The sequence below is a fragment of the Caballeronia sp. AZ10_KS36 genome, from assembly GCF_023631105.1.
In the GTDB taxonomy this organism is placed as follows: Bacteria; Pseudomonadota; Gammaproteobacteria; order Burkholderiales; family Burkholderiaceae; genus Caballeronia.
In genome coordinates this window covers 73,180-98,138 of the sequence record NZ_JALQDQ010000025.1, presented here as the reverse complement: position 1 = coordinate 98,138, position 24,959 = coordinate 73,180, and the positions used below count along the sequence as shown (strand labels likewise).

The window sequence follows — 24,959 nt, the reverse complement described above, 5'->3', positions numbered from 1 at the left end:
CTACGGCCGCCACGGCGCGCTGCCGCCGCTTTCCCCTCCATTTGCATATTGCATTCATGATCGTCATCAGCCTGCTTTCCGACCACGCGCCCGGTGCGCTCGCCAATCATCGCCGGTATGCTCGCATGCACGGTTACCGGCATGTTGAAATCGACCTGTCGGAACTGTCCGGCAGCACCGCGCATGCCCTCTGGATGTTCAAGTACGAAACGCTGCTGCACTGGCTGAACAAAGCCGAACCCGGCGCGATCATCATGCTGTTGACGCAGAATGCCGCGATCATCGGCGCAATGCCTTTGCCCGAGTTGCTCCAAGGCCGCGACTGGCTTCTCACCTGCGAGGACTCGCCGCATCCGCAGACCGAAATTCAGATATGGCGCAGCACCGAAGACGTTCGCCGCAAGCTCTATAAGCTCGTCACGAGCTGCCGGTTCAGCGTCGAGCTTCCACCGGAAGAGGGCATGCTGCTGTGTGAATTCGAGGCACTGCCCGCTCGCAGCATGATCGGCGAAGTCCATGTGACCTTGCCCGCTGCGGCGTCGCTTCAAAGCGTGTGGGCGACATGGCCTGCGTTCTCGCTATGCATCCGCGAAGAGCCGCAGCATCGGCGGTTTCGCACGGCGCTGTTCGCGCATATCAATGCATGCATGGCGCGGGGCCTGCCGTTCCTGTCTTTCTTGGCCGCAGAAGCGCACGAAACTGGCGCACAAAGCGTTTATCAGCCCGGCCAGCCGATTGCCGTGGTCACGCTCTATACGCCGAATGTCGCTCGTTACGGGCGCATTGCAGAGGCTAATTTCAGGCGCTATTGCGCGCGTCATGGCTATACGCTGTATGTTCACCGCGCGATTCCCGCGCATCTGAACGACGGCAAGACAGCGGGCAACTGGCTCAAGCCGGCTCTCTTGCGCGAATATCTGCCGCATCACGAATGGGTCTTCTGGGTCGATGCCGACGTGCTATTCAACGACATGAATCGCACGCTCGAATCCATCATGCAGGGACAGGACGCGGTATTCGCCCGCGATGTCGGCACCTGGACGTTCAACTCCGGCATCATGGGCTTTCGCCGCACGCAAGCCAACTACGATGCGTTTCATCACATCCTGCACGAGTGCTCGCAACTGGACGACAAATCGAGTGTCTATGCGAACAGGGGCGATCAGTACTTCTTCATCCGCGAATACGAACGGCATGCGGACTTCGACGCGACGCGCATCGCGTCCTTCATCGAATGGAATACGCCGTGGATCTACCGGCGTCCCGACAGTTTCATGGTGCATTACATCGGCATGTGGGAAGACAATAAAGCCTTGCTGATGGATTACGATCTGACGCAGTCCGCCATCTAATGAGCCGCGCCTGCGGTTCTGTCAAAACTCCGTCGCGAGAACACAAGTATGATGTTCCGCGACGCTTCAACATCCGTCTCGCATCTCAGGGGCGCGCGCTCGATACGCCCCTGAAACCCACGCCTTCCATCACAGGACTCCGACTCAGCCGAATCACTCGCATCAAGCCGCAAGCCGACGCTCGACCCGAACTTTCACCGCAAGGAGAAGCAATTGAACGACGACGTCCAAGGCACGACCGCGACGAATACCCCTCTCGCTCCCGACCTGCTGCGTAATATCGACGCCTATTGGCGCGCCTGCAATTACCTCTCGGTCGGCATGATCTACCTGCGCGCCAATCCGTTGCTGCGCGAACCGCTCAAGCCTGAGCACATCAAGCGACGTCTGCTCGGCCATTGGGGCTCGGACCCGGGCCAATCGTTCGTGTGGGTGCATCTGAACCGCCTCATCAAACGCGACGATCTGAACGTCATGTTCGTTTCCGGGCCCGGCCACGGCGCGCCTGCGACGCTCGCGAACTCGTATCTCGAAGGACATTACTCGGAGATCTATCCGGACCGAAGCCCTGACGAGCGCGGCATGTTGCGGCTCTTTCGCGCGTTCTCGTCGCCGGGCGGCATCGGCTCGCATTGCACGCCGGAGACGCCAGGTTCCATTCACGAAGGCGGCGAACTCGGCTACAGCCTGTCGCATGCCTTCGGCGCGGCATTCGATAACCCCGACCTGATCGTTGCGACGATGGTGGGCGATGGCGAAGCGGAAACCGGCCCGCTCGCGACCTCGTGGCACTCGAACAAGTTTCTCAATCCAGCGACCGACGGTGCGGTGCTGCCGATTCTCCATCTGAACGGCTACAAGATCGCCAATCCGACCATCCTCGCGCGTATCCCGCACGACGAACTCGAAGCATTGTTCAAGGGCTATGGCTATGCGCCGTATTTCGTCGAAGGTGATGACCCCGAGACGATGCATCAGTTGATGGCCGCGACGCTGGAACGCTGCATCGGCGACATTCGCGCGATACAGCAACGCGCTCGCGAGAACCCTGCCGATGTGACGCGTCCCCGCTGGCCGATGATCGTGCTGCGCTCGCCGAAAGGCTGGACCGGTCCGAAGGAAGTGAATGGTCACAAGGTCGAGGGCTTTTGGCGTTCGCATCAGGTGCCCGTGCTCGATCCGGCGACGAACTACAAGAGTCTTGCCGTGCTCGAAGACTGGATGCGAAGCTACAAGCCGGAAGAACTCTTCGATGAAGACGGACGCCTTGTCGAAAGCCTGCGTGAACTCGCGCCCGTGGGCGGCCGGCGTATCAGCGCGAATCCGCACGCAAACGGCGGCTTGCTGCGGCAAGCACTCGATATGCCGGATATCCGCGACTACGCCTTCGAATTCAAGAGCGCGGCGAGCGTCTATCAATCGCCGACGATGGTGCTCGCAACCTTTCTGCGCGATGTGATCCGCCGCAACATGCAGAGCTTTCGTCTCTTCGGCCCGGATGAAACGGCAAGCAACAAGCTCGACGGCGTGTATGAAGCATCCGGCAAACGCTGGCTCGCGCAGATCAAGCCCGAGGACGCCGACGGCAGCGCGCTCGCAACAGATGGCCGCGTGATGGAGATGCTTTCCGAGCACACGCTCGAAGGCTGGTTCGAAGGCTACGTATTGACGGGCCGTCACGGCCTCTTCGCGACCTACGAAGCGTTCGTGCATGTCATCGATTCGATGTTCAATCAGCACGCAAAATGGCTGGAGAAAGCGAAGAAAGAGCTGTCGTGGCGCGCGCCTGTGCCGTCCATCAATCTGCTCATCACGTCGCTTGTTTGGCGTCAGGACCATAACGGCTTCACGCATCAAGACCCCGGCTTTCTCGACGTCGTCACCAACAAGAGCCCGGAGGTCGTGCGTATCTATCTGCCGCCGGATGCCAACTGCCTCCTGAGCGTGGCGGACCATTGCCTGCGCTCGCACGACTATGTGAACGTGATCGTCGCGGACAAGCAGCCGCACTTGCAGTACCTGAACATGCAGGACGCGATGGTGCATTGCGCGAAAGGCATCGGCATATGGGACTGGGCATCGACCGATCAGAACCACGAGCCGGATGTAGTCGTTGCATCGGCGGGCGATATCGCAACAATGGAAGCCCTTGCCGCCGTCGAAATCCTCAAGACGCAATGCCCCGACCTTAAGATCCGCTTCATCAATGTGGTCGATCTGTTCAGGCTCATGCCAGACACCGATCATCCGCACGGCTTGTCCAATCGCGATTTCGATTCGCTCTTTACGCGCGACAAGCCCGTGATCTTCAACTTTCACTCGTATGCGTCGCTCGTTCACAAGCTCACGTATAACCGCACGAATCACGACAACATGCATGTGCACGGATACCGCGAACGCGGCAACATCAATACGCCGTTCGAACTCGCCATCATCAACGGCGTCGATCGCTACAGTCTCGCGATCGACGCGATCGACCGCGTGCCGGGTCTTTCGAGCACGGCGGCGCATACCAAGGAAATGCTCAAGAATCAGATCATCGAGAGCATTCGTTATGCGCATGAGGAAGGTATCGATCGCGACGAGATCCGCGAATGGACGTGGAAGGGTTGATGCGATGACACAAGGCATCGTGGTGTTGAATAGCGGTTCGTCGTCGCTGAAGTTCGGCGTGTTCGTGCCGCACCATAACGAACATGCGTGCGACGAACATGCGTGGCTCACGGGCAGCGCGAAAGGCATCGGGCGCGAGAATGGGTCGCTCGCCATGCGCTCGGCGGATGGCAGCATCGATATCTCGCAGGATCACCTGATGGAGTCGCAGCACGACGCATTGCAGCGCGTCGCCGATGCGCTTCGCGAGCACTTGCACGAGCCGCTCGCGGCGGTGGGGCATCGCGTCGTGCACGGCGGCCCGCGTGTTCGCGCGCATTGCGAACTCACGCCGGAGGTAAAGAAGCGCCTGACAGAAGCGGTTGCGTTCGCGCCGCTGCATCTGCCGCAGTCGCTCGCTCTGATCGACGAAGCGCAACGCATCTTCTCTGGCATACCGCATTTTGCATGCTTCGATACGGTGTTCCATCGCACGATGCCGGACCGTGCGACTCGCTTTGCGTTACCGCGTGACTATGCGCAACGCGGCGTGGTGCGTTATGGCTTTCACGGACTGTCTTATGAGTACATCGTGAGCACGCTGGGAGACGCGGTGCCCTCGCGCGTCGTGATCGCTCATCTCGGGTCCGGCGCGAGTCTTTGCGCGCTGAAAGACGGCCGTTCCGTCGATACGTCGATGGGCATGACGCCGACGGGCGGCATCCCGATGGCGACGCGCAGCGGCGATCTCGACCCGGGCGTGCTGATTCATCTGCTGCGTCACGAATCAATCGACGCGGACGCGCTCGAAGCGCTCGTCAATCGTTCGAGCGGCCTCAAGGCGCTGTCGAATTCCGACGACGACATGCAGACCCTTCTCGCCCGCCGCGATCAGGGCGATACAGACGCGACGCTCGCGATCGACGTGTTCTGTGACGCGATCCGAAAGACCATCGGCGCCTATGCGGCCGTGCTCGGCGGGCTCGACCTGATCGTGTTCAGCGGCGGGATAGGCGAACACAGCGCGGCGATTCGCGCGCAGATACTGGAAGGACTGGCGTTCCTGAACGCGCCGCATCGCGTTGTACCTACCGATGAGGAAACGCAGATTGCCCGGCATTGCCGGCGCTTGCTTGTCGGCTGATTGCATGTTCAACGATGCATCCTGCATGCGGCATGCAAGATGCAAAACGCCCGGCGGCAGCGATGCTCGCCGGGCGCGCCCGCCGTATCGATTAAGCCTTAACGCGCACTTGCCGCATGGTCTCGCTGCCGCAACGCCTGCGGCAATCCGAACAGCAACAACAGCGCACAGACGACGCTCATCGCGCCGATTGCATACAGCGCGGGCGTCGTGCTGCCCGTGACATCGCGGATACGACCGACCATCACCGGGCTTACGATTCCGCCCAATTGCCCGAGGGTATTGATCAGCGCGATGCCGCCCGCCGCACCGGCGCCGGTTAGCAGCTTCGGCGGCAACGCCCAGAATGCGGGGATCGAAGCGATGACGCCCGCGCCCATCACGCCGAGCGCGACGATCAAGAACGTCGTCTGCTTGTCGAATGCGCCTGCCGCGAAGAAACCCGCCGCCGCCATCAAGAGCAACGCACAGACGAACTTGCGGCGTTCGCCGGATGTGTCGGACATGCGCCCGACGACGACCATGCACACCGCGCCGCAAATGTATGGAACCGCCGTCAACAAGCCGATGATCGTCGGATTATGCGTACCCGCCGCGCGAATCAGATGCGGCGCCCAGAAGTTGAGGCCGTACGATGCGATCTGAATCAGAAAGTAGATGAGACCTAGCATCAGAAAGCCCGGTGTCCGGATTGCACCGAAGAGCGAATGACCCGTCGTCGTCGCCTGACTTTGCGCCGCGATCTGGCTCTTGAGCGTGTTCTTTTCCGCGCCGGTGAGCCATGCGGCATCGTCGATGCGGTCCTTCAACACCTTGAGCACGAGCACGCCCAGCAACACGCAAGGCAAGCCGCCGAGCAGGAAGAGCCAATGCCATCCCGCGATGCCGAGCACGCCGTTCATATGCCCGAGCACGAGGCCCGACAACGGCGCACCGACGAGCCCCGAGAACGCGGATGCGAGAAACAGCAAGGACGTGATTCGCCCGCGATAGCTCGCCGGAAACCACAAGGTCAGGTAGTAGAGCACGCCGGGCGCGAAGCCGGCTTCCATCGCGCCGATGACGAAGCGCAGCGCATAGAACTGCCATTCGGTCTGCACGAAGACCATGAGCGCGGTCGCGATTCCCCACGAAATCATGATGCGCGCGATCCAGCGCCGCGCACCGACCTTGTACAGCAGCAGGTTACTCGGCACCTCGAATATGACGTAACCGATCACGAAGAGGCTTGCGCCGAGACCGTAGGCGGTATCGGAAAAGCCGAGCGTGCTTTGCAGCTGAAACTTCGCGAAGCTGATGTTGATGCGGTCGAAGAAGGCGAAGAGATAGCACAGCATGATGAGCGGCATGAGCCGCCATGCCACTTTGCGAACGATGTCGCTCGTATTCTGCAATGCCTGCGGCTTGTCCGCGGCGGATACGCTTAGGTCGCTCATGATTGTCTCCTTGTTTGTCCGTCCGTGATAGGGATTGTTATCGGACCGGCTGCTTCAGATGGTTCGGACGCAATGGGGTACTCAAACGGGCACGGGATGCAGGTCGCTATTGCGCCCGGCCTTCGCCACTTGCCCCGGCACGTCATGGCCGACGAGCGCAGGCAACGTCCGTGATAGCGCGATGAGTCTCTCCAGATCGATGCCCGTGGGAATGCCCATCTCGTCGCACATGTTCACGAGGTCTTCGGTGCAGATGTTGCCGGATGCTCCGGGCGCGAACGGGCAACCGCCCAGCCCGCCTAACGCGGCATCGAAGCGTCGCGCGCCGGCATCGTAAGCGGCCAGCACGTTGGCGAGGCCCAAACCGCGCGTGTTATGGAAATGCAGCGTCAATGCGGAAGCCGGAACATGTTCGAGCACGCGCGATACCACGCGCTCGACCTGACGAGGATTCGCCATTCCAGTGGTATCCGCCAGCGTGACGCCTTCCATACCCATCTCGCGATAGCTGCGGACAATGGACACGACGCGGTCTTCATCGATGCGCCCTTCGAAAGGGCAGCCGAACGCCGTGGCCACCGTGCCATTCAGACGTATATTCGTTGTCCGAATTATCTCCGCAAAGCCTTCGAGCGATGCTTCGCAACTCATGCGCATGTTCGCGCGATTGTGCGTCTGGCTTGCCGACATCACGAGGTTCAGTTCATCGGCTCCTGCCTCGACCGCGCGCTGTGCGCCCTTCACGTTCGGCACCAGCGCGACGTACACCACGCCCGGCGCGCGTCGGATGCCGCGGAAGACCGCATCGCCGTCGCGCAGTGCGGGAATCGCCTTGGGGGAGACGAACGAGCCCGCCTCGATGCGCGTGAAACCGCACGCCGACAGGCCGTCGATCAACGCGACCTTGTCTGCGGTCTCGACCCATTTCGCTTCGATCTGCAAGCCGTCGCGCGGCGCGACTTCCTGCACGATCAACCGTTCGTTGTAATCGCGCGTCATTGAACGGCTCCTTCGGCGCGCAGCCGTTGCACGTCGCTTTCGTCAAAGCCGAGGGAAGCCAGCACGCTTTGCGTGTGCTCGCCGAGAGCCGGGCCCGGCCAGCGCACTTCGCCTGGCGAGTCGGAGAGCTTCGGCACGATGCCCGGCATCTTCACCGATACGCCGCCCGGCAAGCTCGCCTGCAACAGCATGTCGCGCGCCTGATAATGCGCGTCGCCGATGATGTCCGCGACCGAATAGATGCGGCCGGACGGCACGTCCGCGTCTTCGAGCGCGGCCAGCACGTCGTTCATCGCGTGATGCGATGTCCACGCGCCGATCGCTTCGTCGAGCATCGCGCTGTGGCGCACGCGGCCATCGTTATGAGCGAGCGCGGGATCGTCGGCGAGATCGGGGCGGCCGATGACGTTCATCAGGCGCTTGTAGATGGGATCGCTGTTGCCCGCGATCACCACGAAGCCGCCGTCTTCCGTGCGATAGGTGTTCGACGGCGCGATACCCGGCAACGCACCGCCGCTTCGCTCGCGCACGTGTCCGAGCAAGTCGTACTCGGGAACCAGGCTCTCCATCAGATTGAACACGCTTTCGACGAGCGATACATCGACGACCTGCCCGTCGCCCTGACCTGTCTTCACGCGCAGCAGCGACATCAACGCGCCGATCACGCCATGGAGCGACGCGAGCGAATCGCCCAGACTGATGCCGACGCGCGCCGGCGTGCCGTCTGCGTCGCCGGTTGTATACCGAATGCCACCCATCGCCTCGCCGATCGCGCCGAAGCCCGGACGATCGCGGTATGGACCGGTCTGTCCATACCCGGAGATGCGCACCATCGTGAGTTTCGGGTTTATTGCATGCAATACGTCCCAGCCGAGCCCGAGTTTTTCGAGCGCGCCCGGCCGCATGTTTTCGATGACGATGTCCGCATCGGCGGCGAGACGCTTGATGACGTCCGCTCCATCGGGCGATTTGAGATTCACGCAGACCGACTTCTTGTTGCGCGACTGGAGATACCACCAGAGCGACGTGCCCTCGTGAAGTTTTCGCCATTTGCGAAGCGGGTCGCCGCCGTTGGGCGCCTCGATTTTGATGACTTCCGCGCCGAACTCGGCCAGCATGCGCGCGGCAAACGGTGCGGCAATCAGCGTGCCGATCTCGATGACGCGAATGCCCGTAAGCGGTCCGCTCATGTTGCTTGTCTCCGTGAATGTATCGTTGAAGACGAGCTTATGGGCGGCGCATGCACCACGTCCAACCGCATTTAGGCAAGCACCGTTCGTCAAACGCGAACGCTCGGCGCTCAGCGATCGGCGATCAGCGATCAACGATCAGCCCTGCGCGGCTTCTATCGAACGAAGATGGTCGTATAGCAGCCGGCTCACCGGGGACAGCGCCGCCGCATCGCGCACGACGATGATGAGACTGCGCGCGGCCCACGCTTCGTCCAGCGGAACGGCGGCGAGTCCGAGTTGCCGCCCCATCGCCTCGAACACTGCAAGCGGCAGCACGCCGACGCCCATGCCGGCCTGCACCATGCGGCACACGGCATCGAAGCCGGGTACGTGAATGCGCAGCCGCAGCGGCTTGCCCGCCTGCCGCGCGGCGAGGTGCGTGCGCGCGTTGATGGAACTGGCCGAATGCAGGCCGATGTGATCGAAGTCGAGGGTATCGGCGAAGGACACGCATTCGCGCCGGGCGAGCGGATGATCGCCGGGCGTGACGATAATCAGCCGGTCATGTCGATAATGCGTGCTTTCGAGGCCGCGCGTATCGGCATCGCCCGAACAGATGCCGAGATCCACGAGGCTGTCCAGCACGCCATCCACGATGCCGCCGCTCGGACGTTCTTCGAGATCGATCTTGATCTGTCCGTGCGCGGCGGAGAATGCGCGCAGATCTTCCGGCAGGAACTCCACGATGGCCGATAGGTTCGCCATCATACGCACGTAGCCGCGCACGCCGCTCGCATGCTCTGCCAGTTCGATGCCGATGTTCTCGACATCGCGCAGCACGCGGCGGGCGTGATGCAAGAGCGTCTCGCCGGCGGGCGTCAGCGCCATGCCGCGCGCCTTGCGTTCGAAGAGCGCGGCCCCGACGGCCTGCTCGAGTTCCAGCAGCCGCTTGCTGGCCGCTGACACCGCGATGGCCTCGCGATCCGCCGCACGCGTGAGCGTGCCTTCCTCGAAGACCGCGACGAAGAGCTGAAGTGTCGTGAGGTCCAGACGCCGCAGCAGGTTCTTGAGCGCCATGTCAGTTCAGCGCGCGTATTTGAACGTTCCCTGCGCGCTCGCGATCATCACACGATCGTCGACCCACGCCTCGCCGCGCGCGAAGTACACAGAGCGCCCCTTGCGTTCGAGAAAGCCTTTGGCCACGACCTTATCGCCGATGCCGCGATCGAGGTAATTGACCGTGAGCGAAAGCGTGAAGCCGTGAATGGGCGTGGATGCCGTCGTGAAGAGACCGGTGTAGCCGCAGGCGGCATCCAGCAGCGTCGCGATTGCTCCGCCCTGCAAGATGCGCTGGCGGTTGAGATGGCCTGCATGTATCGGCATCGTGAATTCGGCGTAGCCGTCGCGCCACGCGGTCAGTGTCGCGCCGAGTGCTTCGAGGAAAGGATTGTCGAGATCCAGATTCGCCAACTGTGCGCCTCCCTGCGTCAGAGCTTCTTCGTCGCGTCGACTTTTGAGCTTGGGAGGATTGTGCCATCGCAGGGCCGCGCCTGCGCGCGCCGGCCCCGGCACCGGCACCGGCAAGGACGACGCAGGTTCAGCGCAGACGAGGTTTGAGGTGAAGCGCGATGAGCGTCAGCGTGGCGAGCTTGGTCAAGCATTCCACGGCCGACAGAATGCCGAGCCACGGCGCATGCGCGAACTCGCCGGGCAATTCGGGCGCAATGGCGAGCACGCTCGTGACGCACACGAACAACAGCAGATAGCGCGCGAAGCGCCGCCCGCGCAGCGCAAGCCCCGCGATCAGCATCAGGAGCGCCTTCGCGGTCAGCACGGCGGCGATCTGTTGACCGCGGCTGTCGGCGTCGATTTCCCACGGCACTTCGAAGAGCGACCACGCGACCATCACGCACGTCGAGGCCGCCAGCGCCCGGCGCAGGCGATCCGCTGCGTTGCGCGCGTCGACAAACGACCGCCCGCGCGCAGGCGAGTCGATGCGATACGCGCGGTCGTCGATTTCCGACGCGACAGTGGATAGCGAAGGCGGCAATCGTGGCTCGACTGCCGCGTGTTCATCGACGTGCATCATAGGGCGCTCCAGCGACGGGAAAGAGACGCGCAAAAGCCGCGGCGAGAAATATATGCAGGCACTTTCTGCATACGCCAGCGTAGGCGTTCGGAAAGAAAACGGACCCGAGCGACGCAATGTTTTCTTGTTGCGTCGGCGCAATGCCTTTAGCGATGGAATGTCACGAACCGACCGCGACGAATGCGCGCCTTTACGATACGCAATTCCGCCGTGCAGCGCGAATTGCCTTTGCCTATCGATATTCGCTGCGCGCGCACTCCCGAATGCCGAACTGCCGCGCAACGAATTACAGTGCAAAACGCCTAGTTATATCCGCGAACCACGCAGGACTTTTGTTCCTCTTCTGTTTTTTCTCCCGCGAAACGGCCGCATACGTCGGCAACATATTCCGGTTCGGCGCAGACCTGGCTAGAGCGGTGAGAAGCCGTTGCAGTCGATTCGCCCGGTGCCTGCTGGTCGTCCATCCATTCTGCAAAATGCGCGTGTTGCGTATTCGATCGAGCATCCATCTTTTGCCTCCTGTTTTCACTCGAATAATCGAGACATATTCAGGATGCACTTCCTCGGGCCAACTGGCCCTAGTGGATTTCATCGATAGACGCGAGGAAGGACGGTGTCGATCATTTAAAGAGTGCCCGCTTGTATGAAACAGCATCACCTAAACGACGTTCTTCTCCACGATAGGCCGTCCTTCCATGACACGCGCCCAACCGAGCGGCGATAGATCGAGTGTCGTATAGCGGCCATTCAGAATCAGTTCGCTGACGCCGCGCCCGGTTGCCGGGCCGTGCTGCAAGCCGTGTCCGCTAAAGCCGCTTGCAAAGATGCAATTGTCGATGGCCGGATGAAAGCCGATTATCGCGTTCTGATCCAGCACGTTGTATTCGTAGTAACCGGACCAGCAGTGCTCGACCCGCAACGCCTCGAATTGCGGCACGCGATGCGCAAGCGTCGGCCAGATCACGTCGTCGAAAAGCGCGTGGTCCACTTCGTCGAGCGGAAGATCGTCGGGGTCGTTATCCGCCGATGGCGACGTTCCGCAGATGTACGTGCGCCCTTCCGGACGAAAGTAGACGCCGGTCGGGTCGATCAGCAGCGGACAGGCGTCGAGCTTCGCCGGCGACGACACATTGAAGATGCTGCGTCGCCGCGCGTGTATCGGAAGCTCGATGCCGAGCATCGCCGCAATGGCGCGCGACCAGGCGCCCGCCGCATTCACGACCACATCGCATGAATACCCTTCGCCGTTCGATGCGCGCACGCGCGTCGCGCGCCGCCCTTCACGTTCGATGCCGGTCACGTCTGCCGTCACGTACCGGGCGCCCAACGACTGCGCCTTGCGTCGCAACGCCTGCACGAGGCCGTAGCCATCGAACCAGCCTTCGCCACGCTCGCCGAATGCGCCCGCCGCCAGATCGTCCGTATTGAGCCACGGAAAGCGCGCCCGCAACCGGTCCGGATCGAGCAGCGTGATGTCGGCGCCGAGCGCGCGTTGCATCGCGTGATTCTCGCGCAACGTCTCTTCGCCGCGCGGCGTCGCGAGAAAGAGATAACCGCCTTCATGCAAGTCGATGGACGGCCGCTCGCCGTTCACTTCGAGCCGCTCGCCGATCTCGCGCAGGAACTCGATGCCGAACAGCGACATGCGCACGGAAAGCGGCGTCGAGAACTGCTGGCGGATCGATGCCGCCGACAACGCAGAGGACGAGCGCGCGTAAGTCGGATCGCGCTCGATCACCGTGACCTGCACGCTCGGGTCCGATGCCCGCAAGAAAAACGCGACCGAACTCCCGATCACGCCGCCACCGACGATCACTACCTGTTGAGTCACGCCGCCCCCGTCGCAGTTATTTGCGCTGAACGCTTCAGCCGAGATTGAAGTCGATGCCCTGCGCGAGCGGCAATTCGGACGAGTAATTGATCGTGTTGGTCGCGCGGCGCATGTAGGCCTTCCACGCGTCCGAGCCCGATTCGCGTCCGCCGCCCGTTTCCTTTTCGCCGCCGAACGCACCGCCGATTTCCGCGCCGCTCGGCCCGATGTTCACGTTCGCGATGCCGCAGTCGCTGCCCGATGCGGACAGGAATCGCTCGGCTTCGCGCAGGTCCGTGGTGAACGCGCACGACGACAAGCCGTGCACGGCCGCGTTGTTCAGCGCGATGGCTTCGTCGAAATCGCGGTAGCGCATCACGTAGAGAATCGGCGCGAAGGTTTCCTTTAGGACAACTTCGGTTTGCGTGGGCATCTCGACGAGCGCGGGGCGCACGTAGTAGCCGTTCTCGCAGCCTTCGACCGTCACGCGCTCGCCGCCGAAGACCTTGCCGCCTTCGCCCTTCGCCTGTTCCAGCGCGTCGTGCATGCGCGCGAACGACTGCACGTCGATGAGCGGGCCCATCAACACGCCGTCGTTCAACGGATTGCCGATCGGCACTTTCGCATACAGGTCTTTGAGACGCGCGACGGTTTCATCGTAGATGCTGTCGTGAACGAAGAGACGCCGCAGCGACGTGCACCGCTGGCCCGCCGTGCCGACCGCCGAGAACAGAATGCCGCGCAGCGCGAGATCGCGGTTGGCCGTTTGTGAGACGATGCCCGCGTTATTGCCGCCGAGTTCGAGAATCGAGCGGCCGAAGCGGCGCGCGACCTCGACGCCCACCGCGCGGCCCATCTCCGTGCTGCCCGTCGCGCTGACGATATCCGAGCGCTTGTCCGCGACGAGTTGCGTGCCGATGTCACGGTCGCCGATCACGACCGCTGCGAGTCCCGGCGGCGCGCTGCCGAATTCGTCGAGCGCTTCGCGGAAGATGCGATCGACGGCGAGCGCGGTCAGCGGCGTTTTCTCCGACGGCTTCCAGACGACCGCATTGCCGCACACGAGTGCAAGCGCCGCGTTCCACGACCAGACCGCGACCGGAAAATTGAACGCGGAAATGATGGTGCATACGCCGAAGGGATGCCACGTCTCCGCCATGCGATGCCCCGGTCTCTCCGATGCGATCGTCAGGCCGTAAAGCTGACGCGACAGGCCGACGGCGAAATCGCAGATGTCGATCATTTCCTGCACTTCGCCGAGTCCTTCCTGCAGAATCTTGCCTGCTTCGAGCGAGACGAGCCGGCCAAGCGCGGTCTTCTTCTCGCGCAGGCGATTGCCGAGCAGCCGCACGAGTTCGCCGCGCCGCGGCGCGGGCACGTTGCGCCACTGAGCGAACGCCGTGCGCGCCTGAGCGAGCGTCGCGTCGACCTGGGCGGCGGTGTGGCGCTTCACGCGCCCGATGACCTGCCCCGTGATCGGCGACGTGACAGCGAGATCGCCGTCCTCGACGAGGCCTGCAATGCCGAGGTCGGAAAGAATCGATTGTGCGTCCACGGTGGAATCCTCTCAGTGCTGCTGCGTTGAACGGTGCGCCGACGCGTTTCTGATCAGAAACTTTGCGCGGTTGCGAGAGACTATACGCGCGGATGCCTCGCGTCACAATGCCGCCAATATACGGGGTTCTCCCGAGGCGCGCCCCGCGCGCCAACGGTGCCGTCCACGGCGGTCGCGATGTTATTATCGGAAACAAAATTTCCTGGCATCGTAATGACGACCCTTCCAACCCGCCAAGCGCCCGAGCAGTCTGCAGCCGATCTGGGCCGCCGCGTGAGACAGGCGCGCGTGGCGCAGGACATGACGCTGGAGACGGCGAGCCGCTTGTGCAGCGTGTCGCGCTCGGCGCTTTCGAAGATCGAGAACGGGCTGATGTCGCCCACGTTCGATGTGCTCCAGAAGATCGTGCGCGGCTTGCGGATCGATCTTGGCGAACTCTTCGGCAACACGAGCGCGCCGAGCGCGAGCGGACGGCGCGCGCTCACGCGCCGCGATCAGGGCCAGCGTCACGCGTATCGCGGCTATCAGATGGAACTGCTCGCCACCGAGCTCGCGCACAAGGCGATGCTGCCGTTTCGCATACGCATCTCCGCGCACACGCTCGACGCCTTCGACGATTGGGGCCGTCACGAAGGCGAGGAATTTCTGTATGTGATCAGCGGCAGCGTCTGCCTGTACTCGGAACTCTACGCGCCGACGCATCTGAACGCTGGGGACAGCATCTACTTCGACAGCCGCACCGGTCACGCGGCGATTTCCACGAGCGAAGAAGACGCCGAAGTGCTGTGGATGGCCACCGGAGGCGGCGTGCCTGTGGCCCCGGCGTCCGCACCGGATGATCAGTGAAACGCGACGCCCTTATCTCGCAGTTGAAGCCGCATCGGCATGGCGCTCGGCACCATCGTGAAGGCGCAGACTTCGTGGATGTTCGCCGGATCGGCCGCCAGCCGCGCGACGAAGTTTGCCGTCAGCATCGACACGACAAGCCGCATTTCCACCGACGCCAGATGCCGCCCCGGACACACGCGCGGTCCGGCGCCGAATTGCATCCAGGCGCGGGGTTCGTGCGCCGGCGCGTCTGCGTCTGCGTCTCGCCGACGATCGCGCAGCCACCGCTGCGGGTCGTAGCGCGCGGCATCGGCGAAATGGCGCGCATCCAGCATGGCGGGGCGATTCAGCATGAACATCTTCGTGCCCGCCGGCAAGCGCACGCCGGACAACTGCACGTCTTCCAGCGGTTCGAACGACAAATACGGCGCGACCGGATGCAGACGGCTCGCCTCGGTGCAGACGGCCTCGCACGAATCGAGCGCGCGCATGGCGTCGTAGGTCGGACACACGGGCGCATCCCCTAGCGCGTGACGAGCATCGGCGGCCACGCGGGCTTGAAGCGCATCGTCAGTTCCGAGAAACAGCAGCGCCCAGGCAATCGACGTGGCCGTCGTGTCTTCGCCCGCCACCAGTAGCGTCATCACGTTGGCTGCGACGTCGTCGTCGGTGATGTCGGCGCCGGGTGCGTCGCGCAGGGCGAGCATCGCTTCGAGTAGATTGCGCGGCTCGCTCTGCGTCTTCAGGCGCGCGCGCGCACGGGCCGTGAGCGCGCGAATATAGCGATGCACTTCGGCCATCGCGTGTTCGAAGCGGCGGTCGCGCGGCATCTTCACATAGCGCCAGTATGCGAACGGCGCATTTACGCGCGACATGAGCATCGGCAGAAGATGCGCGAGATGCTGCTGGATGAGATCGCCTTCCCGTTCCAGCGTGTTCGGGTCCTCGCCGAACGCAAGCGCGCTCGTCGCATCGACGGTGAAGCGCTTCAGGTCCGCGATCATATCGACGACGCGCCCCGCCCGCGCCGCCGCTTCCCAGCGACGCCGCAGCCGGTCGGTGATGGCCGCGAGCGTCGGATAGAACGCCTTGATGTGCGGAATGGAGAGCGCCTGCATGACGAGGCGGCGTTGCGGCAACCACGCCGCGCCTTCCACCGAAAAGAGCCCGTTGCAGCCGAACTCCTTCAGCACGGATTCGATCGGCTCGTAGCGCCGGTAGCGATGTGGCCGCTCGCGCATCACGGCATGGCTCAGTTCGATGTCCGACCACACCGTAACCGGCGTGCGGCCGAGCCGGAACACGTACGGCGTGCCGAGTTCCGCGGCCCAGCGTTCGAGCGTCAGATGATGCGTCGCAGGCGGCAGCTGATGCAGATTGCCGATGAGCGGCAGACCGCGCGGCGACGGCAAGTCGTGGACTTCACGCGCGGGAGCGATGGCGGTCGCGGCTGACATGATCGGCCTCGGAAGGGCTTGATCTGTAAAGGATAGTGCAGGGTCGGCGGGAGGGCGTCAGCGGGCGTTCACTGGCCGGTCATCTGCCTGCTATTGAAGACGCGGTTTCTGCGTGTGTATTCCCCTCTTAACTTAGCGGACGTGCAGCGGTTCGACCGTTAGTTGCCTCTGACGATGGACTTCATTGAAGCCCTTCCCGATCTCCACTACAGTTCGCCATCCACGCTTTTTCACATCGACGCACGCGCTCCCCCGCGCGTCCAACCGAGAGACCCGACGCATGGCGCACGACACATCCTTTTCCGCATCGCTCGATGCGGGCCTGAGCGGCGCGACCCGCGTGTATTTCATCGTCGGCGATCCGATCGCGCAGGTGCGCTCGCCCTCCGGCGTCACGGCGGCGATGCGCGCGGCCGGCCGCGACGCGATCGTCGTTCCCGCGCACGTCGCCCCGGCCGACCTCGACGCCTTCTTCGCCGGCGTGACGCCGATGCAGAATGTCGACGGCATCATCATCACGGTGCCGCACAAGTTCAGCGCCGCGCGCTACTGCCGCTCGCTCACCGGCGAGTCGACGTTCCTGGGCGCGACCAACATGCTCCGACGCAACGCCGACGGCACGTGGCACGGCGGCATGTCCGACGGCGTCGGCATGGTCGCCGCGCTCGCGGACGCAGGCTGCGAGCCGGCTGACAAGCGCGCGTTGCTGATCGGCGCGGGCGGCGCGGGCTCGGCCATCGGTCAGGCGCTGATCGAGGCCGGCGTCGCGTCGCTCGCCGTCCGTGATTTCGATGCGGAGCGCACCGGCGCGCTCGTCTCGCGGCTCGCATCGCTCGGACGCGGCGCGGTGAGCATCGCCGATGACGGCGACGCGCCGACACACGACATCGTGGTGAATGCGTCGCCAGCCGGCATGCGCGCAGGCGATCCGCTGCCCTTCGACGTATCGCGCCTGCCTGCGACGACGTTCGTCGGCGATGTCGTGACCAAGCCGCCCATCACGCCGTTTATCGAAGCCGCCCGGACTCGCGGCTGTCCGACCGTCACGGGCACGCAGATGTTCGGCCGCGTCTGCGACGCCATCGTCGATTTCCTGCTGCGCGATTGAATCGGCGGCTGGCGGAATCGGAGACGTCTGGTTCAAATAGGCCCGGCGCTGCTGCACCATACCGCCGCGCGCGCGCCTCCCTCAGCCGCGCATGCCGGCCGCCGCCGAAACATCGGCTCGCCGCCCTTTCGGGCGGTATTTTTTTGTCCGATGCTTCGCGGCTCTTGCGGCATAGACGCTCGACGTCGAACGGAGGGTTCTCAGAAGCTCAATGAAGGCTGCAATGAAATCGTATCAACGCATGGTCCAATGCGCGGCGCTGGCTGGCGTCGCCGTCGTCGCAAGCGCGCTGCTCGCGGCGTGCGCAACCGGTGCGGGCGCATCCGGCGCGCTTCCCGCCGACGCGCGGCTCGCCAACGGACGCATCGCGGACAAGCAATACCTGACCACGGTCACGACCGGCGCGGCATCGCCTTCGGGGCCGGCGGTGAGCGTCGGCGGCGGCGGCGTGGGCGGCAGCGGCTGGAGCGGCATCGGCGCGGGCGCGGGACTGAGCTTCGATCTGACGAGCCTCTTCGACAAGGCTCCGGAACAGACCGCAAAGGTGTATCGCTACGGCGTGCAGACCCACGACGGCACAAAGCGGGAAATCGACAGCACGCTCGACGTGCAACCCGGCGCATGCGTCACCACGATCGATTCGGCGCAGCCCGGCTATCCGCGTCTGATGCCGTCGAACGAGTGCTGATTCGCTCGAAACGCATCCTGCTTTCGCGACGAAGACGGCTAAGAATGCGCGGATCGCGATAATCCCGCCAACGCGAAACGCAGTGCTTCCAAATGCCGGTTGAGTCGGCCATCCGGCCTTGCGATACTCACCTGCATTCAGTTGTCTCCTCACGCGTCCGTTCCCCCGTTCGGGACAGTCTCGCAACGGACGCGCTCTCGCCGCCTACCCCGGGCGGCTTTTTTTTGCCCGGCCCAACGAAAACGGGCGGCGTTCACCGAACGCCGCCCGCCTGTCCCGACGCCGTTTCCGGCGACGCTTATCGCTTGCGCTTATTGCGGCTCATACCACGAGTACGTGGGCAGCGCGCTGACCGGCGAGCCGATCTGGAAAGTGATATCGCGATGCGAGGTCAGCACGATATCGCGCGGGTCGCCCAGGTAACGCCGGGAGTCGCCGTTGTCGTTGATGTAGACCACGACGTTGCCCTGGATGCCCGCGACGTTCGTCGTGGTCAGCGGCTGGCCCCAGATGTCGAACAACTGCCCGAGCGTGTAGGTCTTCACGTTCGGCGTTTCGATATGGATGATGCCGGTCTGGTCATGCGTGTGCATCTCGTAGTTGCAGCTTCCCGGAATGCCGATCTGCTTCGGGAATTGCAGCCACTGACCGTCCCGGATGATCGCGACGTGCGCGTGGACGTGGAACGTCTCGGCCATGCCCGCAGCGCAGGTGACGCCGTCGATCGGTGCGCCCGTCGCCGTGCCGCCCGCCGGCCACGCGGCCGTATCGCCGACTACGCCGCCGTACGTCAGCGTGACCGGAGTGTTGTTGAACGCGGGCGGATCGATCCACGTATAGGTCGGAATCTGCGCAGGCGGCGTGCCGATGGCAAGCGTCACTTCGCCGTGCTGCGGCAGGACGAGACTGGCGAGATCGCCCGTGTACTTCTGAAGCGCGCCGCCCGTGTTTACCCATGCGGTGACCGGCCCCGTGATACCCGCGACGTTCGTCGAGGAAAGCGGCTGCCCCCACACGGCGAAGAACTGGCCGAGCGTGTACGACGCATTGCTCGTTTCATCCATGCGGATCTTGCCGGTGTTGTCGTCGGTATGCACCGGATAGACGCAGCCGGTCTGCAACGCCATGGTCGGCGCGACAGTGCCGATACCCGCGGGCAGCGCCAGCAGCTTGCCGTTCTGATAGATGGACAGGTGCGAGTAGCTGTAGGTATTGCCCGCGACCGCGCAGTTCAGGCTGCTCACCTGCTGGCCCGTGCCGCCGCTCGCGGTCGAGCCGCTCGCCCATTGCGCCGTGCCAAGAGCCGTGCCGTCGAGGACTTGCGTCGCAGCGGCGAGCGTCGGCGTCACGTTGGTGGAACCGGTCGAGCTGGCGCCGCTCGGCGCACTTGCGCCCGTCGGCGAACTTGCGCCCGAACTCGTCGTCGTGGTCGTGCCCGTTCCGTTAGAACTGGTGCCGCCGCCACCGCCGCCGCAACCGGCAAGTAAAACCAACGCGGCTGCCGAAGCAAGGGCGCTAATCCACTGAGTATGTTTTCCTTCCATGTCTCAACTCCGCCTATCGTTAAATAAATTCGTTGCGGCATGCGTTTTCAGGCGCACAACGCTCCGCGATGACATGCGCATGCATGCCTTCTGCGTGAATCGAGCATCAACAAAACTTCGCGAACGACATGAAACCGGGCAAAACGCGTGTTTTGCTCGGAGGCGCTGGTCTCATGCGCGCAAGTTTTGCCTATATGGCTTTTGCAAGCGGTCGAATAAGCCCGACACATGCACTGGCCACAGAATCACGCCCTGACGGGCGCTTTTGTAATGCTCAAGAGTTCTGAGCAATAGAGAAACGTGTACCTGCGAATGGGTAAATCGCTGGTGGAACGAAGCGTAACGTTCAAGCCTAATTGCCGCAAGTGAATTTGTCGGGCTAATGAATGTTCGTGGTTATCGCGCGGCAATTAGTCATTCAAATGACAAGACAAAAAGAATTCGGAAGACAAAACAAAGTATTAATCCGCAATGTCGCGGCTAACGCTAATTGACACTTACTGGCGCCGCGTGAAAGCATCCACGCGCATTGCCTCATGCAACCGCCCCGCTCTCTATCGGAGTGCTCACATGATCTTTCACGCGTCCATTCCCGCCCGCGATCCCAAGCACGTCGCGCACGTGCTCGCAGAACTCTGGGACGGCTTCGCCGCGCCCTTCTCTCCGTTCCCCGATGCATGGATGGCCGTCGCGGGCGACGAGCGCGGCAGCATCATCGAGGTCTATCCGAGCGACCGGGTGATCACGCCCGGCGGCGGGCATGAGACAAGCGTGAGCTACGGCGCGGGCACGGTCGAGCGGCCGCAATACAGCGCGTTCCATATGGCCATCGCGACACAGCGCAGCGCCGCCGACGTGCTGGCGATCGGCGAGCGCGAGGGCTGGCGCGCCGTGCGTTGCACGCGCGGCGACCATTTCTTCGACGTGATCGAGTTCTGGATAGAGAACGCCACGATGCTCGAATTCCTCACGCCCGAGATGCAGGCCGAGTATCGGGCGTTCGCTACACCCGAGAACTTCAGGGCGATGGCGGCAGCGGCAGCCGCGTGATTCACCGAGCGGCGGCGGGCGCGTTACCGGTCACACGAATGGCGGGAAAGCGGTCGGTCGGCTTCGCGATCTCGTCTTGCGACGCCACGATCTCCAGTTCGTAGCGGCCTGCCTCGTAGGTGGCCCTCACGACGGCATTGACCGCCGCGAGCGTATGTTCGAGCGCGTTGCGCAACGAATCGCCGAGCAGCGTGCGCGCGACGAACACCGCGCTCGTCAGATCGCCGACGCCGACGGGCTGCCGCGCGAACGGATACAGCGGCCGCTGCGCGAACCATGCCTCGTTCGCGCTGACCGCGAGCATATTGAACGTATCGGCGCGGCTGTTTCGATCCAGCAGATGCTTGACGAGCACGATGCGCGGCCCTCGCGCGATGACTTCGCGGCACGCATCGACCGCCTCTTCGACGTTCTCGATGGTCCGGCCCGTGAGCTTCTGCAGCTCGTTGTGATTGGGCATGATCCCATCGGCGACTTCGGGCATCGTCGTGACGAGGAAATCTTCGATGCCGGGCGCGACCGTGCAGCCGCCCTCCACGCCCATTACCGGGTCGCAGAAGTAAAGCGCGCGCGGATTCACGGCCTTCACCATCTTCACGATCTCGATGACCGCGCGGCCCTGCTCCGTCGCGCCGAGATAACCCGAGAGCACCGCGTTGCAGCGCGCGAGCACGCCGATCGCGCCGATGCCTTCGATCACGCTTTGCAGTTCCTCGGCATCCACCACGCCGCCGGTCCAGCGGCCGTATTGCGTGTGATTGGAAAACTGCACCGTGTTGAGCGGCCAGACGTTCACGCCGAGCCGCCGCATGGGAAAGACCGCCGCGCTGTTGCCCGCATGCCCGAACACGACGTGCGACTGGATACTCAGGACATTGTTCATGTTGTCATTTCCGGACTGGCAAGGGAGGCAGTGAGACGGCGGTCGAAGTCGATTCGGCGGGCCATTGTGTATTGTGCCGCCCGAACGCCCCGCGCGGCATCGCGTCGTCGTTATAAATTGCCGCGCCGCATTTTGTCCAGTGCGCGCATGCAACAGCGCCGCCGCGTCACACCCTCCGCTAATCGCGACATGCGTCCTGGAATGCGCCTTGCTCACTGCGCTCGACGACCAATGCCTGCCGGCAACAAAAATTCGAACGCCAGCCCCGCAGGATTCGAACGCGCGCCGATAATGCTACGAACATCAACGCGCGCACCGCCCGACGCAGCGGCCGCCAACCCTCGAGGATCGAAGCACCGCCTAGCATCCACACGACATCAACAGACGCAGGTCAAAATCAGGAGCCGACATGGAGACGCCGTCAAAGAATCGCACCGACTTGCAGAAGTCCACGCTCGCAATCGTCCTCGCGGGCGGTCGCGGCACGCGTCTCGGGCCGCTCACGGACAAGCGGGTCAAGCCCGCCGTCCACTTCGGCGGCAAATATCGCATCATCGACTTCGCGCTGTCCAATTGCCTGAACTCGGGCATTCGCCGCATTGCGGTGGTCACGCAGTACAAGGCGCACTCGCTGTTGCGCCATCTTCAGCGCGGCTGGGGTTTCCTGCGCGGCGAGTTCAACGAATTCATCGACATCTGGCCGGCGCAGCAGCGCGTCGATTCGAGTTGGTATCGCGGCACGGCCGACGCCGTGTTCCAGAACCTCGACATCATCCGGTCGATCGCGCCGGAATTCATCATCGTGCTCGCGGGCGATCACGTCTACAAGATGGACTACACGCGCATGGTGCTCGACCACGTCGAGAGCGGCGCGGACTGCACGGTCGGCTGCATCGAGGTGCCGCGCATGGAAGCGACGGCCTTCGGCGTGATGCACGTGGACGAGAACCGCCGCGTCACCGCGTTCCTGGAAAAGCCCGCCGATCCGCCCGCCATGCCCGGCAAGCCGGACGTCGCGCTCGCGAGCATGGGCATCTACGTGTTCAGCGCGAAGTATCTGTATCACCTGCTCGAAGAGAACATCGCCGCGTCCAGCACCGATCACGATTTCGGCAAGGACATCATCCCGCGTGTCGTGACGAGCGGCCGGGCGATCGCGCATCCGTTCGGCATGTCGTGCGTGACGTCCGACAACGATCCGAACGCGCCCGCCTATTGGCGCGATGTCGGCACCGTCGACGCGTACTGGGCCGCGAATCTCGACCTCGCCTCGACCATTCCGCAACTCGATCTCTACGACCGCAAGTGGCCGATCTGGACCAATCAGGAGCAGTTGCCGCCCGGCAAGTTCGTGCGCGATCTGAACGGCCAGCAAGGCGCGATCACGAATCTGCTGGTATGCGGCGGCTGCGTGATCTCCGGCTCGCAGGTGTCGAAGTCGGTGTTCTCGTCGGCGGTGCGCGTGCACTCGTTCTGTAACATCAATGAGGCAGTCTTGTTGCCTCAGGTGACGGTGGGGCCGAGTTGCCGCTTGCAGCGCGTGGTGATCGACCGCGGCTGCACGGTGCCCGAGGGTCTCGTGATCGGCGAGGATCCCGAAGAAGACGCCGCGCGGTTCTTCCGCACGGAGTCGGGCGTCACGCTCGTCACGCGCGACGCGCTCGCGCGGCTCGCCGAGCGCTGATCGCGAAGCGACGCCTGGGGCGGGCGCGCCGCTCGCCCGATAACGAAGTCAACCCATAATCGACGGGAGCGCCGATGACCGTATGCGTGCTGCATGTCGCAGCAGAGATGTTTCCGCTTCTGAAAACCGGCGGTCTCGCCGATGTGGTCGGCGCGCTGCCGCCCGCGCAATCGCAACTCGGCGCGGACGTGCGCGTGGTGCTTCCGGGCTTTCCGGCCGTGATCGCCGGGCTTTCGGATATCCAGCCGGTGACGAGTCTCGGCGCGGCCTTCGGCGTCGGCGACGTGCGGCTGGAACGCGGCGTATTGCAGCCGCACGGCGTCGTGGTCTATGTCGTGCGCGCCGATCAGTTCTATGACCGTCCGGGCAATCCGTATCTGGACGCGTCGCACAAGCCGTACGCCGACAGCGACCGCCGCTTCGCGCTCCTCGGCTGGAGCGCCGCGCGCATCGCGACGGGCGCGGACCCCGCGTGGCGGCCGCATATCGTCCATGCGCACGACTGGCACGCGGGTCTCGCGCCCGCGTATCTGCGCGCGTTCGAGCGTGGCGGCGCGCCGCGCGTGCCGACCGTGATGACCGTGCACAACCTCGCGTATCAGGGCGTCTTTCCCTCGTCGCAGTTCGGCGCGCTGCAATTGCCGGCCGATTTCTTCGCGGTGGAAGGCGTCGAGTTCTACGGCCAGACTTCGTTTCTCAAAGCCGGCCTGTACTACGCGGACCGCATCACGACTGTCAGCCCGACCTACGCCCGCGAAATCCAGACGCAAGCACAGGGCGCGGGCCTGCACGGCCTGCTACAAACGCGCACGCACGACATCAGCGGCATTCTGAACGGCGTCGACTATACGATCTGGAGCCCTGCTATCGACGACGCCATCGCCACGCGCTATTCCGCCGCCAAACCCGCCGGCAAGAGCAAGTGCAAGACGGCGCTGCAGGAGCGCATGGGACTGAAACGCGACGACGACGCGCTGCTCTTCGGCGTCGTCAGCCGGCTCACGGAGCAGAAAGGCATCGATCTGCTGCTGTCGGCGGTGCCGGAGATCGTGCAGCGCGGCGGGCAGCTCGTCGTGCTCGGCACCGGCGACCCGGCGCTCGAAACCGGCCTCAAGAACGCCGCGGCGGCGCATCCGGGCGCGGTGGCGGTCGAACTCGGCTTCGACGAAACGCTCTCGCATTCGATCATCGCGGGCAGCGACGTCGTGATGGTGCCCTCGCGTTTCGAACCGTGCGGGCTCACGCAGTTGTACGCGCTCGCTTACGGCTCGTTGCCGCTCGTGCATTGCGTGGGCGGCCTCGCGGACACGGTCGTCGATTGCTCGCTCGAAAATCTCGCGGACGACACGGCCACCGGCTTCGTCTTCGACCGATTCCAGCGCGCGGGCATGGTCGCCTCGATCCGCCGCGCGTTTGCGCTGAAGGCGCGGCGCACCGAGTGGAAGACGGTCGTCAAACGGGCGATGACGCAGAACTTCGGCTGGGAGACGGCGGCGCAACGCTACGCCGAGGTCTACCGGCAACTCATCGGCGCGTGAGAATGCGTCGCATGTCGGGCGCGCACCTTG

Annotated in this window: 21 protein-coding genes; 9 read left to right on the top strand and 12 right to left on the bottom strand. The window is 63.7% G+C overall.

The window, feature by feature from the left end; all coding sequences use genetic code 11:
- Nucleotides 1–56: 56 nt before the first annotated feature.
- From NCR35_RS15850 to NCR35_RS15840, 3 genes are all read left to right on the top strand, one after another.
- Nucleotides 57–1,352 (top strand): glycosyltransferase family protein, encoded by a 1,296-nt coding sequence (locus NCR35_RS15850; protein WP_250535097.1) that lies wholly within the window; start codon nt 57–59, stop codon nt 1,350–1,352.
- 213 nt (nt 1,353–1,565) lie between these two features.
- Nucleotides 1,566–3,965: a phosphoketolase family protein gene (locus NCR35_RS15845; protein ID WP_250535096.1), complete on the top strand. Its 2,400-nt coding sequence runs from the start codon at nt 1,566–1,568 to the stop codon at nt 3,963–3,965.
- A gap of 4 nt (nt 3,966–3,969) precedes the next feature.
- Nucleotides 3,970–5,088 carry an acetate/propionate family kinase gene (locus NCR35_RS15840; protein ID WP_250535095.1) on the top strand — a complete coding sequence of 373 codons (1,119 nt, stop codon included), beginning with the start codon at nt 3,970–3,972 and terminating at the stop codon, nt 5,086–5,088.
- A gap of 98 nt (nt 5,089–5,186) precedes the next feature.
- On the opposite strand, the gene NCR35_RS15835 is transcribed toward NCR35_RS15840, so the two are convergent.
- The 9 genes from NCR35_RS15835 to amaB all read right to left on the bottom strand — a co-directional run bounded on the left by NCR35_RS15835 (nt 5,187) and on the right by amaB (nt 14,149).
- On the bottom strand, nt 5,187–6,524 hold the full coding sequence (locus NCR35_RS15835; RefSeq protein ID WP_250535094.1) for an MFS transporter: 1,338 nt from the start codon (nt 6,522–6,524) through the stop codon (nt 5,187–5,189).
- 81 nt (nt 6,525–6,605) lie between these two features.
- Complete coding sequence (locus NCR35_RS15830; RefSeq protein ID WP_250535093.1) at nt 6,606–7,523, bottom strand: hydroxymethylglutaryl-CoA lyase; 918 nt, start codon at nt 7,521–7,523, stop codon at nt 6,606–6,608.
- Entirely contained in the window at nt 7,520–8,713 is a 1,194-nt protein-coding gene (locus NCR35_RS15825; protein ID WP_250535092.1) for a CaiB/BaiF CoA transferase family protein, read from the bottom strand. The genes NCR35_RS15830 and NCR35_RS15825 overlap by 4 nt, the downstream gene beginning before the upstream one ends.
- Before the next feature lie 138 nt (nt 8,714–8,851).
- Nucleotides 8,852–9,772, bottom strand: coding sequence for a LysR family transcriptional regulator (locus NCR35_RS15820; RefSeq protein ID WP_250535091.1), 921 nt, complete (start codon nt 9,770–9,772; stop codon nt 8,852–8,854).
- A gap of 6 nt (nt 9,773–9,778) precedes the next feature.
- Entirely contained in the window at nt 9,779–10,165 is a 387-nt protein-coding gene (locus tag NCR35_RS15815) for a PaaI family thioesterase (RefSeq protein ID WP_250535090.1), read from the bottom strand.
- A 127-nt stretch (nt 10,166–10,292) separates the two neighbouring features.
- The gene (locus NCR35_RS15810; RefSeq protein WP_250535089.1) at nt 10,293–10,784 is read right to left on the bottom strand and encodes a hypothetical protein; all 492 of its coding nucleotides are present in this window, start codon (nt 10,782–10,784) and stop codon (nt 10,293–10,295) included.
- 302 nt (nt 10,785–11,086) lie between these two features.
- Nucleotides 11,087–11,293 (bottom strand): hypothetical protein, encoded by a 207-nt coding sequence (locus tag NCR35_RS15805; RefSeq protein WP_250473852.1) that lies wholly within the window; start codon nt 11,291–11,293, stop codon nt 11,087–11,089.
- 149 nt (nt 11,294–11,442) lie between these two features.
- A complete protein-coding gene (locus tag NCR35_RS15800) occupies nt 11,443–12,615 on the bottom strand; it encodes an NAD(P)/FAD-dependent oxidoreductase (RefSeq protein ID WP_250535088.1) in 1,173 nt (390 codons plus the stop codon).
- A gap of 34 nt (nt 12,616–12,649) precedes the next feature.
- On the bottom strand, nt 12,650–14,149 hold the full coding sequence (gene amaB, locus NCR35_RS15795) for an L-piperidine-6-carboxylate dehydrogenase (RefSeq protein WP_250535087.1): 1,500 nt from the start codon (nt 14,147–14,149) through the stop codon (nt 12,650–12,652).
- A 213-nt stretch (nt 14,150–14,362) separates the two neighbouring features.
- Between amaB and NCR35_RS15790 the strand changes: the two genes are divergently transcribed.
- The gene (locus NCR35_RS15790) at nt 14,363–14,995 is read left to right on the top strand and encodes a helix-turn-helix domain-containing protein (RefSeq protein ID WP_250535086.1); all 633 of its coding nucleotides are present in this window, start codon (nt 14,363–14,365) and stop codon (nt 14,993–14,995) included.
- Here the strand turns inward: NCR35_RS15790 and NCR35_RS15785 are convergent.
- Complete coding sequence (locus tag NCR35_RS15785) at nt 14,989–16,434, bottom strand: cytochrome P450 (protein WP_250535085.1); 1,446 nt, start codon at nt 16,432–16,434, stop codon at nt 14,989–14,991. The two genes, NCR35_RS15790 and NCR35_RS15785, sit on opposite strands and share 7 nt — an antisense overlap.
- Nucleotides 16,435–16,714: 280 nt before the next feature.
- On the opposite strand from NCR35_RS15785, the gene NCR35_RS15780 reads away from it, so the two are divergent.
- Nucleotides 16,715–17,542, top strand: a complete 828-nt coding sequence (locus NCR35_RS15780; protein ID WP_250535084.1) for a shikimate dehydrogenase family protein — start codon at nt 16,715–16,717, stop codon at nt 17,540–17,542.
- A 223-nt stretch (nt 17,543–17,765) separates the two neighbouring features.
- Nucleotides 17,766–18,230, top strand: a complete 465-nt coding sequence (locus NCR35_RS15775) for a hypothetical protein (RefSeq protein WP_250535083.1) — start codon at nt 17,766–17,768, stop codon at nt 18,228–18,230.
- Nucleotides 18,231–18,541: 311 nt separating this feature from the next.
- Here NCR35_RS15775 and NCR35_RS15770 read toward each other — a convergent pair whose 3' ends face one another.
- On the bottom strand, nt 18,542–19,774 hold the full coding sequence (locus NCR35_RS15770; RefSeq protein ID WP_250535082.1) for a hypothetical protein: 1,233 nt from the start codon (nt 19,772–19,774) through the stop codon (nt 18,542–18,544).
- Nucleotides 19,775–20,344: 570 nt separating this feature from the next.
- Here NCR35_RS15770 and NCR35_RS15765 point away from each other — a divergent pair.
- On the top strand, nt 20,345–20,824 hold the full coding sequence (locus NCR35_RS15765; RefSeq protein ID WP_250500611.1) for a hypothetical protein: 480 nt from the start codon (nt 20,345–20,347) through the stop codon (nt 20,822–20,824).
- A gap of 1 nt (nt 20,825) precedes the next feature.
- On the opposite strand, the gene pdxY is transcribed toward NCR35_RS15765, so the two are convergent.
- A complete protein-coding gene (gene pdxY / locus NCR35_RS15760) occupies nt 20,826–21,707 on the bottom strand; it encodes a pyridoxal kinase PdxY (RefSeq protein ID WP_250535081.1) in 882 nt (293 codons plus the stop codon).
- 409 nt (nt 21,708–22,116) lie between these two features.
- Between pdxY and glgC the strand changes: the two genes are divergently transcribed.
- Nucleotides 22,117–23,391, top strand: a complete 1,275-nt coding sequence (gene glgC, locus NCR35_RS15755; RefSeq protein ID WP_244849340.1) for a glucose-1-phosphate adenylyltransferase — start codon at nt 22,117–22,119, stop codon at nt 23,389–23,391.
- 74 nt (nt 23,392–23,465) lie between these two features.
- On the top strand, nt 23,466–24,929 hold the full coding sequence (gene glgA / locus NCR35_RS15750) for a glycogen synthase GlgA (RefSeq protein WP_250535080.1): 1,464 nt from the start codon (nt 23,466–23,468) through the stop codon (nt 24,927–24,929).
- The last annotated feature ends 30 nt before the right edge of the window (nt 24,930–24,959 follow it).